The 15,855-nt window shown below is 60.4% G+C and carries 10 protein-coding genes; 9 read left to right on the top strand and 1 reads right to left on the bottom strand.

The genetic code is table 11. The annotated features are described in order from the left end of the window. The coding region (locus GNF76_RS27660) for a retention module-containing protein (RefSeq protein WP_155586234.1) at window positions 1–3,227 on the bottom strand (3,227 nt) is incomplete at its 3' end. A gap of 339 nt (window positions 3,228–3,566) precedes the next feature. On the opposite strand from GNF76_RS27660, the gene GNF76_RS27665 reads away from it, so the two are divergent. The 9 genes from GNF76_RS27665 (at window position 3,567) to GNF76_RS27705 (ending at window position 15,835) form a co-directional block, all read left to right on the top strand. Continuing rightward, entirely contained in the window at window positions 3,567–4,931 is a 1,365-nt protein-coding gene (locus GNF76_RS27665; RefSeq protein ID WP_155586235.1) for a TolC family outer membrane protein, read from the top strand. A 41-nt stretch (window positions 4,932–4,972) separates the two neighbouring features. After that, window positions 4,973–7,129, top strand: coding sequence for a type I secretion system permease/ATPase (locus GNF76_RS27670; RefSeq protein WP_178123627.1), 2,157 nt, complete (start codon window positions 4,973–4,975; stop codon window positions 7,127–7,129). Next, complete coding sequence (locus GNF76_RS27675; RefSeq protein ID WP_178123628.1) at window positions 7,119–8,480, top strand: HlyD family type I secretion periplasmic adaptor subunit; 1,362 nt, start codon at window positions 7,119–7,121, stop codon at window positions 8,478–8,480. The genes GNF76_RS27670 and GNF76_RS27675 overlap by 11 nt, the downstream gene beginning before the upstream one ends. A gap of 212 nt (window positions 8,481–8,692) precedes the next feature. After that, a complete protein-coding gene (locus GNF76_RS27680; protein WP_155586236.1) occupies window positions 8,693–9,586 on the top strand; it encodes a TauD/TfdA dioxygenase family protein in 894 nt (297 codons plus the stop codon). Window positions 9,587–9,664: 78 nt separating this feature from the next. After that, entirely contained in the window at window positions 9,665–10,492 is an 828-nt protein-coding gene (locus tag GNF76_RS27685) for a hypothetical protein (protein ID WP_155586237.1), read from the top strand. A gap of 129 nt (window positions 10,493–10,621) precedes the next feature. After that, entirely contained in the window at window positions 10,622–11,548 is a 927-nt protein-coding gene (locus tag GNF76_RS27690) for a LysR family transcriptional regulator (RefSeq protein ID WP_155586238.1), read from the top strand. A 222-nt stretch (window positions 11,549–11,770) separates the two neighbouring features. After that, window positions 11,771–13,306, top strand: a complete 1,536-nt coding sequence (locus tag GNF76_RS27695) for an MFS transporter (protein ID WP_155586239.1) — start codon at window positions 11,771–11,773, stop codon at window positions 13,304–13,306. A gap of 25 nt (window positions 13,307–13,331) precedes the next feature. Next, window positions 13,332–14,390, top strand: coding sequence for an HlyD family secretion protein (locus GNF76_RS27700; RefSeq protein WP_155586240.1), 1,059 nt, complete (start codon window positions 13,332–13,334; stop codon window positions 14,388–14,390). Further along, window positions 14,387–15,835, top strand: a complete 1,449-nt coding sequence (locus tag GNF76_RS27705; protein WP_155586241.1) for an efflux transporter outer membrane subunit — start codon at window positions 14,387–14,389, stop codon at window positions 15,833–15,835. Before GNF76_RS27700 ends, GNF76_RS27705 begins: the two co-directional genes overlap by 4 nt. Window positions 15,836–15,855: the final 20 nt, after the last annotated feature.

The following is a 15,855-nucleotide window of genomic DNA, read 5'->3' on the forward strand; positions in this document are numbered from 1 at the left end:
GTCACGCCTTTGATGGCGGTGGTGACGGTCTGATCGCCTTTGTACACATCGTCCGGCGCCACAACAGAGACGGTACCGCTCGACTGGTTCACGCCAATGGTGATGGTCTGGCCATTGTCCAGGGTGACAGTCAGCGGGTTGGTGATGTTGGTCACCGCATTACCCGATTTGTCGACCAAGGAGGCTGTGTAAACGATCTGGCCGCCTTCACCCACAGTGGTGGTGGCCGTCAGCACCACATCGACCTTGTCGATGGTGTCGTTGATGGTGGTGGTTGCGCCGTCGCCAGCCACTTCCAGCTTCTCGAAGTTGCCGCCAGTGGTGTCAGTGATCTTGACGGTCTGGGTGCTCTTGTCGATGAACACGTCATCGCCTGGAGCGGCCACGGTGACCGAACCAACGGTTTCACCCTGCTTGATGGTGATGGTCGAGCCGTTGTCGAGTTTCAGGGTGACGTCGGTACCGGCCTTGTTGCTCAAGGTCGCGGTGTAGGTGATCTGGCCACCTTCATTGACGGCATCAGGTGCGGTCAGCGTGACAGTGGTGGTGTTATCGGTACCCGGAGTATCCGTGACGGTGGTGCTGACCGGCGTGGTACCTGGAACCAGACTTTCAAAGTGCTCGCCACCGGTTACTTTGGTGATGGCGGTTGTAACGGTCTGGTCGCCTTTGTACACATCGTCCGGAGCCACAACCGAAACCGTGCCGCTGGACTGGTTTACACCAATGGTGATGGTCTGGCCGTTATCCAGGGTGACAGTCAACGGGTTGGTGATGTTGGTCACCGCCGCGCCGTTTTTATCCACAAGGCTGGCGGTGTAAACAATCTGGCCGCCTTCACCCACAGTAGTGGTCGCCGTCAGGACCACATCGACCTTGTCGATAGTATCGTTGACGGTGGTGGTTGCGCCGTTGCCCGCCACTTCCAGCTTCTCGAAGTTGCCGCCAGCGGTGTCGGTGATCTTGACGGTCTGGGTGCTCTTATCGATGAACACGTCATCGCCTGGAGCGGCCACGGTGACCGAACCAACGGTTTCACCCTGCTTGATGGTGATGGTGGAGCCGTTGTCGAGTTTCAGAGTGACGTCGGTACCCGCTTTGTTGCTCAAGGTCGCGGTGTAGGTGATCTGGCCACCTTCGTTAACCTCAGACGGGGCCGTCAACGTCACAGTCGTGGTGTTATCGGTACCCGGAGTATCCGTGACGGTGGTGCTGACCGGCGTGGTGCCTGGAACCAGATTTTCAAAGTGCTCGCCACCAGTCACGCCCTTGATGGCGGTGGTGACAGTTTGGTCGCCTTTGTACACATCGTCCGGAGCCACAACGGAGACAGTGCCGCTCGACTGGTTTACGCCGATGGTGATGGTCTGGCCGTTATCCAACGTCACGGTCAACGGGTTGGTGATATTGGTCACCGCCGCGCCGTTTTTATCCACAAGGCTGGCGGTGTAAACGATCTGGCCGCCTTCACCCACGCTGGTGGTCGCGGTCAGTACCACGTCCACTTTGTCGATGGTGTCGTTGATGGTGGTAGTCGCACCGTTACCGGCCACAACGAGGTTTTCGAAGTTGCCACCCGCCGTGTCAGTGATCTTGACGGTCTGGGTGCTCTTGTCGATGAACACGTCATCGCCAGGCGCTGCAACGGTCACGGAACCGACGGTTTCGCCGGCCTTGATGGTGATGGTCGAACCGTTATCCAGCTTCAGCGTGACGTCGGTACCCGCTTTGTTGGAAAGCGTAGCGGTGTAGGTGATCTGGCCGCCTTCGTTGACATCGCCCGGTGCGGTCAGCGTCACGGTGGTGGTATCGACCGAATCGGTGATGGTCGTGACCGCTGGCGTGGTGTTGGGTACCAGGTTCTCGAAGTTACCGCCGGTTGTCCCGGTGATGCTCGTGGTGACTGTGCTGCCGTTGACATAGACGTCGTTCGGCGGGGTATCGACTACTACGGTACCGACCGACTCGCCGGCCTTGATGGTAATCACCGAGCCATTGGACAGGGTCACGGTCACCGGTGTTTGCGCCGGGTTGGTCAGCGTAGCGGTGTAAGTGATCTGGCCGCCTTCGGTGACGGTATTGGTGGCGGTGAGGCTCAGGCCAGTGTTGTCGACCGAATCGGTAATGGTGGTAACGGCTGGCGTCGTGTTCGGCACCAGGTGCTCAAAGTTACCGCCGGTGGCCGTGGTAATCGTGGTGGTGACGGTGCTGCCATTGTTGTAGACGTCATTGGGCGGCGTATTGACCACCACGGTGCCGGTGGACTTACCCGCTTCAATGTTAATCACCGAGCCATTGCTCAAGGTGACAGTCACCGGCGTTTGCGCCGGGTTAGTCAAGGTCGCGGTGTAAGTGATCTGACCACCTTCGGTCACCGTCTCGGCCGCTGTCAGGGTCACGGTGGTGGTGTCGATGGTGTCGGTAATCTGGGTTACGGCTGGTGTTGGGTCGACGGTCAGCACCAGGTTGGTGCCGCCGGTGGTGCCGGTGACGGTGACGCTGATCTGGCTTGGGTCGATGTACGGGCTGTCGTTAGGGGCCAACGGCACGTTGACGGTGCCGGTCAACTGGCCGGCCGGGATGGTGATCACCGAACCGTTGGACAGGGTGACGTTCAAGTCGGTGCTGGAGGCCCGGGTGACAGTGGCGGTGTAGGTCAGCACGCCGCCGGCTTCGGTGATGGTCGGGGTGGCGCCCAGGGTCAGGGTCGACGCCTGCTGCGTCACGCCGTCATTGCCGTTCGCTTGCGCGCCGGCAAGTTGGTTCAGGGCTGAGGTGGCGAAGCCCAGGCCTGCCGTTGGAAAGCCAATCACCGGAGCAACGCTGCCAGCGGTGGCATCAAGCACTACAAAGCTGTGGCCACCGCCTGCCGCGCCGCCGACACCGGCCGCGTTTGCACCGGCTGCCGTGGCTTCGAGATCGGTCGTCGGGTCGACGCCCGCCGCAATGGCTTGCTGCAGCTCGGCAACCGACGGCGCTGCTTGCGCGGTCGCTTGGGCCAGGTCGACGCTGGAATCGGGCGTGTCAGCGCTCCATTGCGTGTCACGGCCCAAGTCCAGGATGCGGCCATCGGCCAACTGCAGGCTGACGGCGCCCGACATACCGGTGTCTATCTGGTCGCCAGCAAACAGCCGGTCGCCTTCAACGAGCACACGGCGAACCCCTTCCGGAGAAATAACAAAAACCTGGCCTACAATGCTTTTGACAATAGCAACTACGCTGCTCATTGAAGATTTCTCCGGCGATCCGCTCGCTGACTTCCATAGGCCTGACTGCGTGTTAGCTATCAGGCTGGAGGTGCTTTGAATATTGACGTGTGTTTCGTCAATAATTTGACTGTATTATTTCGAGAATAACTTTATGCCAAACTATTGACCTTATGGGCGCCATCCTAAACAATCGTCCCACTAATGTCACATTGATATTTAGCCGGCGAACCGTCCTACATGTGTGAACCAGTTCCGCTTTTTGAACTTTCCGACGTACGGTCATTACGGTTGCCATTTTCCGACACTGCGGCACGATCCGCTGTGATTTGAGACAAGAAGTCCAGGGGAACTCTATAAATGCGCTTGCACCTGTTTAAGGCAATACCGTTCGCTCTCGCCGCCAGTTTCGTACAGGCCCAAACACTGCCGCAGGCCATGCAGCAAGCGCTGGATGTGCACCCGGAAGTTCAGGCCGGCGTGAATAGCCGCCTGTCTGCCGATTACCAGTTGAAGGCAGCCAAAGGTGGCTATCTGCCGACTGTGGATCTCAACGCCGGCTATGGCCGTGAGGGCGTCGATACGTCCACGACACGTGCCAACAATCGCGCCAACGGCACCTCCAAAGACTGGGACACACTGAGTCGTGGTGAGTCTAGCCTGCGTTTGCGACAAATGATTTTTGACGGTTTCGCCACCTCCAGCGAAGTCGGGCGTCAACAAGCCACCGTCAACTCCCGTGCCTACTCCTTGCTCAGCACTTCCGAGCGCACTGGGCTGACCGTTGCCCAGGTTTACCTGGACGTGTTGACCCGTCGTGAATTCGTGCGCCTGGCCGAAGACAACCTGCGCAACCACGAACGTATCTATGACCAGATCCGGTTGCGCACCCAGCGCGGCGTGGGTAACGGCGCCGACCTGGATCAGGCCGAGGCTCGTTTGGCCCAGGCCCGTAATAACCTGATCACCGAGCAGACCAACCTGTCTGATGCTCAAACCAACTACCTCAGTGCCGTTGGCCAGGCACCTGATCAGTTGGAGCGTCCGCCCAGCTTCATGGCGATGCTGCCCGCCGACCTGAACGAAGCGCGTCGCCAGATGCTCGACAACAGCCCGATTCTGCGTTCGGCCGAGTCCGATATCGTTGCTGCCGAGCAACAGTACGAAGCGGCCAAATCCGCGTTCTACCCGCGCTTTGATGCTGAGTTGGGTACCAATGCCGACAACAACATCAACGGTGATCCGAGCCATAGCAACGGTTGGGAAGCCATGGTGCGCATGCGCTTCAACCTGTTCGCCGGTGGCAGCAACAAGGCCGATCTGGAATCCAAGTCCTATCAGTCCAATCAGGCTCTGGATATCCGCAACAATGCCCTGCGTGTGTTGAACGAAGAACTGGGCCTGGCCTGGAACGCCTTGAACAACGCCAATGCCCAGGTGCCGATTGCTCAGCAATATGTTGATCACAGCACCAGCGTACGCACCGCCTACCAGCAACAATTCAGCCTGGGCCAACGGACCCTGCTCGATTTGCTCGACAGCGAGAACGAACTGTTCACCGCTTCCCGCCGCCTGGAAGAAATCAAGAACATTCAGTTATTTACTCAATACCGAATCAAGGCGACCATGGGCGAGTTGCTCAAGAGCCAGGGAGTGGTCGCGCCAATGGCCTCCGTCGTGCAGAACGATGTGAAGCCGAAAGTCCAACTGCCTGGGATGAATTGAGCTATTCCTTATAGACCCATCAGTTAGTCGAGAGTACCCGCGTGGAATCCGAAGTCGGTCGAGTTAATCTCAGTCATGATCCACGCACGCTGCACGACGACCCGTTACTCGACGGGTTGTTGGCGCTCTGTGCCCTGCACCAGAAGACTGCCAGCGCGGCAATGCTGACCACCGGCCTGCCGTTGCCGTCGCAGCGCCTGAGCGCTGACTTGCTGGCCCGAGCGGCTGCCCGGGCCGGTTTGCAGGGGCGTTTGCTGCAGCGCAAGCTTGATTCGATTCCCGCCATTGCCATGCCGGCGCTGCTGTTGCTCAAAGACGGCCGCAGTGCCGTGCTGCTCGGTTGGCAGGGTGAAGATGAAGCGCAGGTACTGCTCAGCGAAAGCGACGGTGGCGAGACTATCGTCAAGCGCGAAGCATTGGCCGAGGACTACATCGGCAAAGTGTTCTTCGCCCAACCCCAGCACAAGTTCGATGTCAGCCACGGCACCCTGATTCCCCGGGCCCGCTCCTGGTTTCGCGACACCCTCAAGCGTTCGCGCTGGCTTTACGCCGACGCCATCGCCGCCAGTTTCCTGATCAACATCATCGCCATGGCCGCGCCATTGTTCGTGATGAACGTCTATGACCGCGTGGTGCCGAACCAGGCCACTGCAACCCTGTGGGTGCTGGCCACTGGTATCATCATCGCCTACATTTTCGACCTGATCCTCAAGAGCCTGCGCAGTCTGTGCCTGGATTTGGCCGGCAAGAAAACCGACCTGATCATCTCCGCCACACTGTTCGAGCGGATCGTCGGCATGTCGATGAAGTACCGCCCGGCGCGGGTCGGCAGCTTTGCCCAGAACATCCACGAGTTTCAGAGCCTGCGGGACTTCCTCGCGTCCCTGACGCTGACCAGCCTGATCGACCTGCCATTCACCCTGCTGATTTTCCTGGTGATCGCCATGCTGGGCGGGCATCTGGTGTGGATCCCGATGTTGGCCTTCCCGATTGCCCTGGGCATCGGCTATCTGCTGCAAAAGCCGCTGGTCGCGACCATGGAACGCACCATGGCCCTGGCCTCCGAGCGCCAGTCGAGCCTGATCGAAACCCTGGCCGGGCTGGACGCGGTCAAGGTCAACAACGCTGAAAGCGAACGCCAATACCAATGGGAACAAACCATTGGCACCCTCAGCCGCCTTGAGCTGCGGGTGAAAATGCTTTCCGGCCTGTCGATGAACATCACCCTGCTGCTCCAGCAATTGGCGGGTGTGATCATGATCGTCTTCGGGGTCTACCAGATTATTGGCGGCAACCTCAGCATGGGCGGCCTGATTGCCTGCTACATGCTCAGCGGTCGCGCCCTCAGCCCGCTGGCCTCGTTGTCGGGCCTGATGACCCGCTACCAGCAAGCCAAGGTCACCATGGTCTCCACCGACCAGATGATGGAGCTGCCCCAGGAGCGCAACTTCGAAGAGCGCCCCCTGAGCCGCCGCACCCTGCAAGGCGCCATCGAATGCCGGGGTATGAACTTTACCTACCCCAACCAGCAGAACATGGCGCTCAAGAACATCAACCTGATCATCAAGCCCGGGGAGAAAATCGGCATCATCGGCCGCAGCGGCTCGGGCAAAAGCTCCCTGGCCAAGTTGATCGTCGGACTCTACCAGCCCGACTCCGGTGCCTTGTTGGTGGACGGTGTGGACATCCGCCAAATCGACGTCAGCGAACTGCGCCACAACGTTGGCTACGTGCCGCAAGACATCCAGCTGCTGGCCGGTACCCTGCGCGATAACCTGGTCTCCGGCGCCCGGTACGTCGAAGACGAACTGGTGCTGCAAGCCGCCGAACTGGCGGGTGTCCACGAATTTGCCCGCCTGCATCCCCAGGGTTACGAATTGCAAGTGGGTGAGCGTGGCCAGAACCTCTCCGGTGGTCAGCGGCAAAACGTCGCCCTGGCCCGTGCCCTGTTGCTCAACCCGCCCATCCTGCTGCTGGATGAACCCACCAGCGCCATGGACAACACCGGTGAAGAGCGCCTGAAGCAGCGCCTGCAATCGGTGGTAGAGCACAAGACGGTGGTACTGGTGACGCACCGGGCGTCGTTGCTGTCGCTGGTGGACCGTTTGTTGGTGATCGACCGTGGGCAAATCCTCGCGGATGGCCCGAAAGCGGTAGTGATGGAAGCGTTGAAGAAGGGGCAGATCAGTGTTGCGTAAATTCAAGGACGCGGTCCGTCGCTATTTCATCGGCTCCGACTCGCTGGACGGCCAGCCACTGCCGGAGGTCAAGAAGGCCCTGATCGAAGACGCCCCCCGCGTGGTGCGTCTGACTATCTGGGGCATCATCGGCTTTTTCCTGTGCATGCTGCTGTGGTCCGGGTTTGCCAAGATCGATGAAGTGACCCGGGGCGATGGCAAGGCCATTCCCTCTTCCAAGCTGCAGAAAATCCAGAACCTGGAAGGCGGCATTGTTGCCGAGTTGTACGTCAAGGAAGGGCAGATCGTTAATGCGGGTGCGCCGCTGATTCGCCTCGACGACACCCGGTTTGTGTCCAACGCCGGGGAAACCGAAGCCCAGCGCCTTTCCCTGCTGCTGCGTATCGAGCGTTTGAGCGCCCAGGTTGAAGACCGGCCGCTGAACATCCCCGAAGATGTGCGCACTGCCGCGCCAAGCCAGGCCATCAGCGAGCAATCGCTGTACGAAAGCCGTCGCCAGCAGTTCAAGGACGAAATCGGTGGTTTGCAGGAACAACTGACGCAGCGCCAACAGGAACTGCGCGAGTACTCTTCCAAGCAGAGCCAATACCGCAACCAGTTGTCGTTGCAGCGCCAGGAAATCAACATGTCCGAGCCGCTGGTCGCCCAGGGTGCGGTGTCGCCGGTGGAAGTGCTGCGCCTCAAACGCGCGGAAATGGAAACCCGTGGGCAACTGGACGCCACGACCCTTGCGATCCCTCGCGCCGATTCGGCGATCAAGGAAGTGCAGCGCAAGATCGACGAGACGCGCGGCAAGTACCGCAGTGAAGCCCTGACCCAACTCAACGAAGCCCGCACCGACCTGAACAAGGCCCAGGCCACCGGCAAAGCCCTGGAAGATCGGGTCAGCCGGACCCTGGTGACCTCGCCGGTGCGCGGGATCGTCAAGCAGCTGCTGGTCAACACCATCGGCGGTGTGATCCAGCCGGGCAGCGACATGGTGGAAATCGTGCCGTTGGACGACACCCTGCTGGTGGAAGCCAAGATCCGCCCGCAAGACATTGCCTTCCTGCACCCTGGGCAGGAAGCGGTGGTCAAGTTCACCGCCTATGACTACACCATTTACGGTGGCCTGAAAGCCAAGCTGGAACGCATCGGTGCCGACACCATCACCGACGAAGACAAGAAAACCACCTACTACATGATCACCTTGCGCACCGACCGCAGCCATCTGGGCACGGACGAGAAGCCGCTGCTGATCATCCCGGGCATGGTCGCGTCGGTGGACATCATCACCGGCAAGAAAACCATCCTCAGCTACCTGCTCAAGCCGATCATCAAGGCGCGGGCCGAGGCGTTGCACGAGCGTTGATTTCTGGCGCTTGTACTGGCCTCATCGCGGGCAAGCCCGCTCCCACATTGGAATACAAACTCCTGTGGGAGCGGGCTTGCCCGCGATGAGGCCTTCAGCATCAACACACACAACCCCTACCCCAAAACGCCATATGGATATTCATTAACGGTATTTAAACTGCCGTTCTTATATCTATAAAGTCACTCTCCTGACCGCCCGGGAGTGATTTCATGTCCGCCACCTCTGTTGCCCCAGCCACCACCCACGCCGCACAAACCTTCGACATCCGCCCATTTCCCGGCAGCGTCGGCGCCGAGATCATTGGCCTGGACCTGTCCCGCCCGGTCAACGACCAGGACTTCGCCCGCATCCACCGCGCGCATCTGGACCACCACGTCGTAGTGTTCCGAGACCAACGCATCACCCCCGAACAACAGATCGCCTTCAGTCGCCGCTTCGGCGTGCTGCAAATCCACGTGCTCAAACAGTTCCTGCTGGCCCATCACCCGGAAATCCTCATCGTCTCCAACATCATCGAGAACGGCCAATCCATCGGCCTCGGAGACGCCGGCAAGTTCTGGCATTCGGACCTGTCCTATAAGGAGCTGCCGAGCCTGGGCTCCATGCTCCACGCCCAGGAGTTGCCGTCCGAAGGTGGCGACACCCTGTTTGCCGACATGCACAAAGCCTGGGACCAACTGCCCGAGCACTTGCGTAAAGCCGTTGAGGGCCGCAGCGCCGCTCACTCCTACACGGCGCGCTACAGCGAGACCAAATTCGAAGGCAACTGGCGCCCGACCCTGACACCTGAGCAACTGGCCCAAGTGGCCCAAGTGGTGCACCCGATCGTGCGTACCCACCCGGAAAACGGCCGCAAAGCCTTGTTCGTCAGCGAAGGCTTCACCACGCGCATCGTCGGCCTGCCGGAAGACGAAAGCCGCGACCTGCTGGCCCAGCTCTATGCCCACAGCGTGCTGCCGGAAAATATCTACCGCCATCAATGGCAGCCCCACGACCTGGTGTTCTGGGACAACCGCTCGCTGGTCCACCTGGCTGCAGGCTGCCCGAGCCACCTGCGCCGCAAGCTGTACCGCACCACTATCCAGGGCGATGCGCCTTTCTGAACCAGTGGGTTAAGCACTAAAGCTTGCGGGGCATCAGCCGATGCTTTGGCCAACGACTTTTTGGCTGGGCGGAAGAAGATGCGCGCGTCGAACAAAAACACTCTGACAGTAGCTTCTGCTGTCTCACTGCTAACGTTTTTGATTTTTTCCGGGATGATCAAGGAAAATTACGTATCTGCCGATACGGCATTTTTGCTGCTGTTCAGTTCGGTCCTCATGGGCTTTTATGTGGTGTTGGCCTTTGTTGAAAAAATGCTTGAGCGTTACTTCAAGGACTTCAAGGTAACGGTCATTTTCTGGGGGCTCTTGCTGGCAATCCTGGGCTATGTGGCAAGGCTCAGGGCAATCACGGACATTAACGGGATCTTTCACATTGATGCTTCTGCGTTTCCCATGACGTTGGTCGCCGGTACCACGCTGCACCTGGCCAAGTTAATGTTGTGGCCTTGCATCATTGTTGTCGTGATAACGGCCCTTATTTTATTGCTGATTTGTCTGGGCCGTTTTTTTGATTCGGATAGCTCTGCCGAAGAGAAGTGGGGGATCTATGTGCCAACAATGGCGGCGATGATCGCGTGCGGGATTGGTTGGATATTTATCTACAGCAATCTATCCCCAGAGCGTCGTGCCGAGATCTTATATCGCATCGCTCATATGACAGATTTCAACGAGACGTTTCGTTGTGTGGGTATTGATGACCAGAAGTACAGTGCGGTCTTTTTGGGACCTGAGCAACGCCGCGTGCTGGTTGCTCCCAAGCTCGAAGAGTTCTGGTTGGAGAAAAAAGCCTATGTGCTAAGACGCGTCGACGTACCGGAAAGCTTCTCGGTGCTTGAGTGCTCGGCACAAAATCCTCAGCTCGTTGAACAGCTTTTGCCTGATGCCTTCGATTCGTCCGAGCAGTGACTTGGATAGGTGTCTGTAGATCACCCTGAAAATGAGGATAACTGCATTTGCTGGGGCTGCGTCGGATACGGTCTCCAACCCTGCTACGATTGCACTCAGTTCACTCCCGACTGATCACGAGTGCTTGGCATGCAACTACCGGACATGAACCTGCTGGTCGCCCTCGACGCCTTGCTCGATGAAGGCAGCGTGGTGGGCGCCGCGAGGCGGATGAACCTCAGCCCGGCGGCCATGAGCCGTACCCTTACGCGAATCCGCGAAGCGGTGGGCGATCCGATCCTGGTGCGTGCCGGTCGCGGCCTGGTGCCGACGCCCAAGGCCCTGGAGTTGCAGGACCAGGTGCGCAACGTGGTGGAACAGGCCGCGTTGCTGTTCCGCTCGGCGGATCAGGTGGACTTGAGCACCTTGCGCCGACGGTTCAGTGTGCGGGCCAATGACTTTTTCGTCGGGGTCTATGGCGGTCGTCTGTTCGACACCATGGAGCGCATGGCGCCGCTGTGCGAACTGCGCTTCGTGCCGGAAGGTGACAGCGACGATGAAGCATTGCGCGAAGGCCGGCTGGACCTGCGGGTGGGCAATACCATGCCGATCACCCCGGAAGTGAAAGTGCAGAACCTGTTCTCCACCACCTTTGTCGGCCTGGCGCGGGAAGGGCATCCGCTGTTCGATGAGGAAATTACTGCGGCGCGGTTTGCCAGTTATTCGCACATCAGCATCTCCCGCCGTGGCATTGCCCGTGGCCCCATCGACACTGCCCTTAACGCCCAGGGCCTGGAGCGTCGGGTGGCGATGATCGCCCCGGGGTTTCACGGCGCGATGTTCATGCTGCCCGACTCCGACCTGATCCTGCCGGTGCCCAAGGAAGCGCTGTACAGCGCCAATCGCCTGAACCTGCCACTGCGGGCTTTCACCTTGCCGATCTCCCTGCCGACCCTGGTATTGACTCAGGCCTGGCACCCACGGTTTGACAAGGATCCGGCGCACAAGTGGCTGCGGGAAACCATGCGCGAGTGCTGCGAAGCCACCTGGCGCGAAGCCCAGCCCGCCCAAATTTGAAGTGAGCACGGTCAATGTGGGAGCTGGCTTGCCTGCGATAGCATCACCTCAGTATGACTGAAAGATTGAGTCGCCTACATCGCGGGCAAGCCCGGCTCCCACAAGGTCTTTGTGTGTTTCAATAGTTGCGTCTGGCGCACTTATAACCTTCCAATAAGTCAGTTTTCGTCATGTCTATGCCTTATTAGACTGCTCGGGTATTTCTTATTCCGAGTTGTATTCATGACTTCCCTCGCTGCCCCCGCACCCCTGGCCGCAGCCAAACCCACCGCCATCGCGCCGCCCACGTTCGGCCCCCGCATCATCATTGGCCTGGTCGGCGTGTTGCTCGCGGTACTGGTTTCCGGGCTCAACGAGATGGTGACCAAGGTCGCTCTCGCCGACATCCGCGGTGCGCTGTACATCGGCTTTGACGAAGGCACCTGGCTGGTGGCCGCGTACACCGCTACCTCCGTCTCGGCCATGGCATTTGCACCCTGGTGTTCGGTGACGTTTTCCCTGCGCCGTTTCACGCTGTGGGCAATCGGTGTGTTCACTGTGCTCGGCGTGCTGTGTCCATTTGCACCGAACTACGAAAGCCTGTTGATCCTGCGCACGGTGCAAGGCCTGGCCGGCGGGGCCTTGCCACCGATGCTGATGACCGTGGCCCTGCGTTTCCTGCCGGCCAACGTCAAGCTCTATGGCCTGGCCGGTTACGCGCTGACCGCGACCTTCGGCCCGAGCCTCGGCACACCGCTGGCGGCGTTGTGGACCGAGTACGTCGGCTGGCAGTGGGCGTTCTGGCAGATTGTCGCGCCGTGCCTGCTGGCCATGGCCGCCGTGGCTTACGGCCTGCCTCAGGATCCGCCGCGCCTGGAGCGTCTCAAGCAGTTCAACTGGCGTGGCCTGTTACTGGGTTTCCCGGCGATCTGCATGCTGGTGATCGGCCTGTTGCAGGGCAATCGCCTGGACTGGTTCGAATCGACGCTCATCACCGCTCTGCTGTGTGGCGGGACGTTGCTGTTGGTGCTGTTCATGATCAACGAATGGTCGCACCCGATGCCGTTTTTCAAGTTGCAGATGCTCGGCATCCGCAACCTGGCATTTGCCCTGATCGTCCTCGCTGGCGTGCTGATTGTGCTGCTGGCGGTGATCATCATTCCGTCCAGCTACCTGACCCAGGTCCAGGGTTACCGACCGCTGCAAACCGCGCCGGTGATGCTGATCATGGCGCTGCCGCAGTTGATCGCGCTGCCATTGGTGGCCGCGCTGTGCAACCTGCGCTGGGTCGATTGCCGCTGGGTATTGGGGATTGGCCTGAGCATGCTGATCCTGTCTTGCCTGGGTGGAGCACAGCTGACCTCGACGTGGATCCGCGATGATTTTTATGCCCTGCAACTGCTGCAAATCTTCGGGCAGCCCATGGCGGTGTTGCCGCTGCTGATGCTCTCCACCGGCAGCATCACCCCGGCGGACGGGCCATTCGCCTCAGCCTGGTTCAACACCGTCAAGGGCCTGGCCGCCGTGGTCGCCACCGGCGTGATCGACGCACTGACCACCCACCGCCTGCATTTCCACTCAACCATGCTGGTGGACAGCCTGGGCAACTCACCCCTGGCCAACAGCGACCCGGCGGGGCTGGCCCATCGGCTGCACCAGCAGGCCGTGGTGCTCACCTCTTCGGATCTCTACTACGTCATGGCCGGTGTCGCGGCGGCGTTGATCCTGCTGATTTTCTGGATGCCGACGCGGATCTACCCGCCCCGGGCGCCGACCTGATTGCTTATCGAGACAAAGGATTTTTATGAAACGCAAAGACAAAATTGCCGTCACTGTCATCGCCGTCTTCGCTGTCGGCGCGCTGGTTTACCTGCTGGCGCCAGGCGTGTTTGGCAGCAAGCGCCAGAGCACCAACGACGCATTCGTCGCCGCCGATTACACCTTGGTGGCTCCACGGGTGGCCGGGTTTATCAAAGAGGTGTTGGTGGAAGACAACCAGCGGGTCAAGGCCGGGCAATTGCTGGCGCTGATCGATGACCGTGATTTTCGCGCCGCCGCCCAGGCGGCCGATGCCGACACCCTGGTGGCCCAGGCCCAACTGAAAAATGCCACGGCGACCCTGGAGCGCCAGAGCTCGGTGATCGCCCAGGCCCAGGCCACAGTGGCGGCGGATCGTGCCGAAGTGGCGTTTGCCGAACATGAACTGAACCGCTACAACCACCTGGCTGGCGTCGGTGCCGGCACGGTGCAGAATGCCCAGCAGGCCAAGACCCGTATTGATCAGGCCACCGCGCGGCTGGCCAACGCCACGGCGGTATTGGCCGCCGAGCGCAAGCAAGTGGAAATCCTCACCGCCCAGCGTGATGCAGCCGAAGGTGGCCTCAAACGGGCCCAGGCCGCGTTGGAGATCGCCAGTTATCAACTGTCCTACACGCGCATCGTCGCCCCGGTGGATGGCATGGTCGGCGAGCGCGCCGTGCGGGTTGGCGCCTACGTGACGCCGGGCAGCAAGATCCTCGCGGTGGTACCGCTGGCCGAGGCTTACGTGGTGGCCAATTTTCAGGAAACCCAACTGTCCCACATGCATGCCGGCCAAGCGGTGGAAGTGCGGGTCGACAGCCTCGACGGTAAAGTGCTCAACGGCCATCTGGAAAGCCTGGCGCCTGCCACCGGTGTGACCTTCGCGTCGGTCAAACCGGACAATGCCACTGGCAACTTCACCAAGGTGGTGCAGCGCATTCCGGTAAAAATCATCCTGGAACCCGGCCAAGCCCTGACCGAGCGCCTGCGGGTCGGCATGTCGGTGGAAGCCAGCGTCAACACCCAGCCCGCGACCCAGCAGCGCGAGGTGGCCCAGCAATGAGACGGATGGCCTGGTTCACCCTGAGTCTGATCAGCCTGAGTGCCTGCACCGTCGGCCCGGATTTCCAACGCCCTCAGGGCCCGGCAGTCTCGCAATGGACTGAGCCCCAGGGCCGTCAGGCGGCCAGTCACGCGGACACCGGTGCACTCGAAGAGCGCTGGTGGGAAGTGTTCCACGACGAGCAACTGTCCGCCCTCACACGCCGCGCGTTGACCGATAACCTCGACCTGAAACTGGCCAGCAGCCGCTTGCAGCAAAGCCGCGCCATGCGTCAGGTGATCACCGCCGAGCGTTATCCGAACGTGAATGCCAATGGCGATTACATGCGCCAACGCAACAGTGCTGACGGCCTGAGCGACCCCTCTGGCAAGAACGGCCGTTCGGCTTTCAACCTCTGGGATGTTGGCTTTTCCGCTGCCTGGGAGCTGGATTTCTGGGGCCGGGTAAAACGCGAAACCGAAGCCGCCGACGCCACTTTGCAAGTGGCGGAAAACGACCGCCGCGCCGTGCTGTTATCGGTGCTTGCAGATACCGCTCAGGACTACATCCAGTTGCGTGGCGTGCAGAACACCCGCGCCGTTACCGAGCAAAACCTCGACGTCGCCCGCCATAGCCTCAAGCTGTCGCAATTGCGCCTGGCTGACGGCGTGGCCACTGACCTCGACGTGGCGGAGGCGGCTGCCCAAGTCGCCGCCATCGAAGCGCGGTTGCCGGACTTGCAGCAGCGCCAGGACCAGTTGATCAACGCCTTGAGCCTGCTGATGGGTGAGCCGCCGCAAGCCTTGTACGCGCAGTTATCCAAAGACGCCGCGGTGCCCCAGACCCAACGCCAGGTCGCTATCGGCCTGCCGTCGCAACTGGCCGAACGTCGCCCCGACATCCGCCAGGCCGAGGCCCGATTGCATGCGGCGACTGCGAGCATCGGCGTGGCCAAGGGCGATTTTTACCCGCGTATCACCTTGTCCGGTAGCCTCGGCTCCCAAGCGATGCAGTTGTCGGATTTAGGCTCGTGGGGTTCTCGCTCATTCGCCTTCGGCCCGCAATTCAGCCTGCCGATTTTCAACGGAGGCCGCCTCAAGGGCATGCTTGCTTTGCGCGAAGCCCAGCAACAGGAAGCGGCCCTGGCCTACCAGCAAACCGTGTTGCGCGCCTGGCATGAAATCGACGACCAGTTGACCCGCTACAACGCCAGCCAATTGCGCCGTGACAGCCTTGCCGAAGCGGTGCGCCAGAACCAGATCGCCCTTACCACGGCCCAACATCAATACGTCGAAGGCGTGGCGGATTTCGTCAACGTGCTCACGGTGCAAAGTGCGTTGCTGGCGACGCAGGAACAGTGGGTCGAGAGCTCCACCGGCGTGTCCCTGGCCATGGTCGGGTTGTATAAGGCGTTGGGCGGAGGTTGGGAGTCGGTGTACCCGGTGCAGACCGCACGCGCTGACTGAGAAAACGCTTTGCGTCGGCT

Source organism: Pseudomonas spelaei (assembly GCF_009724245.1).
In the GTDB taxonomy this organism is placed as follows: Bacteria; Pseudomonadota; Gammaproteobacteria; order Pseudomonadales; family Pseudomonadaceae; genus Aquipseudomonas; species Aquipseudomonas spelaei.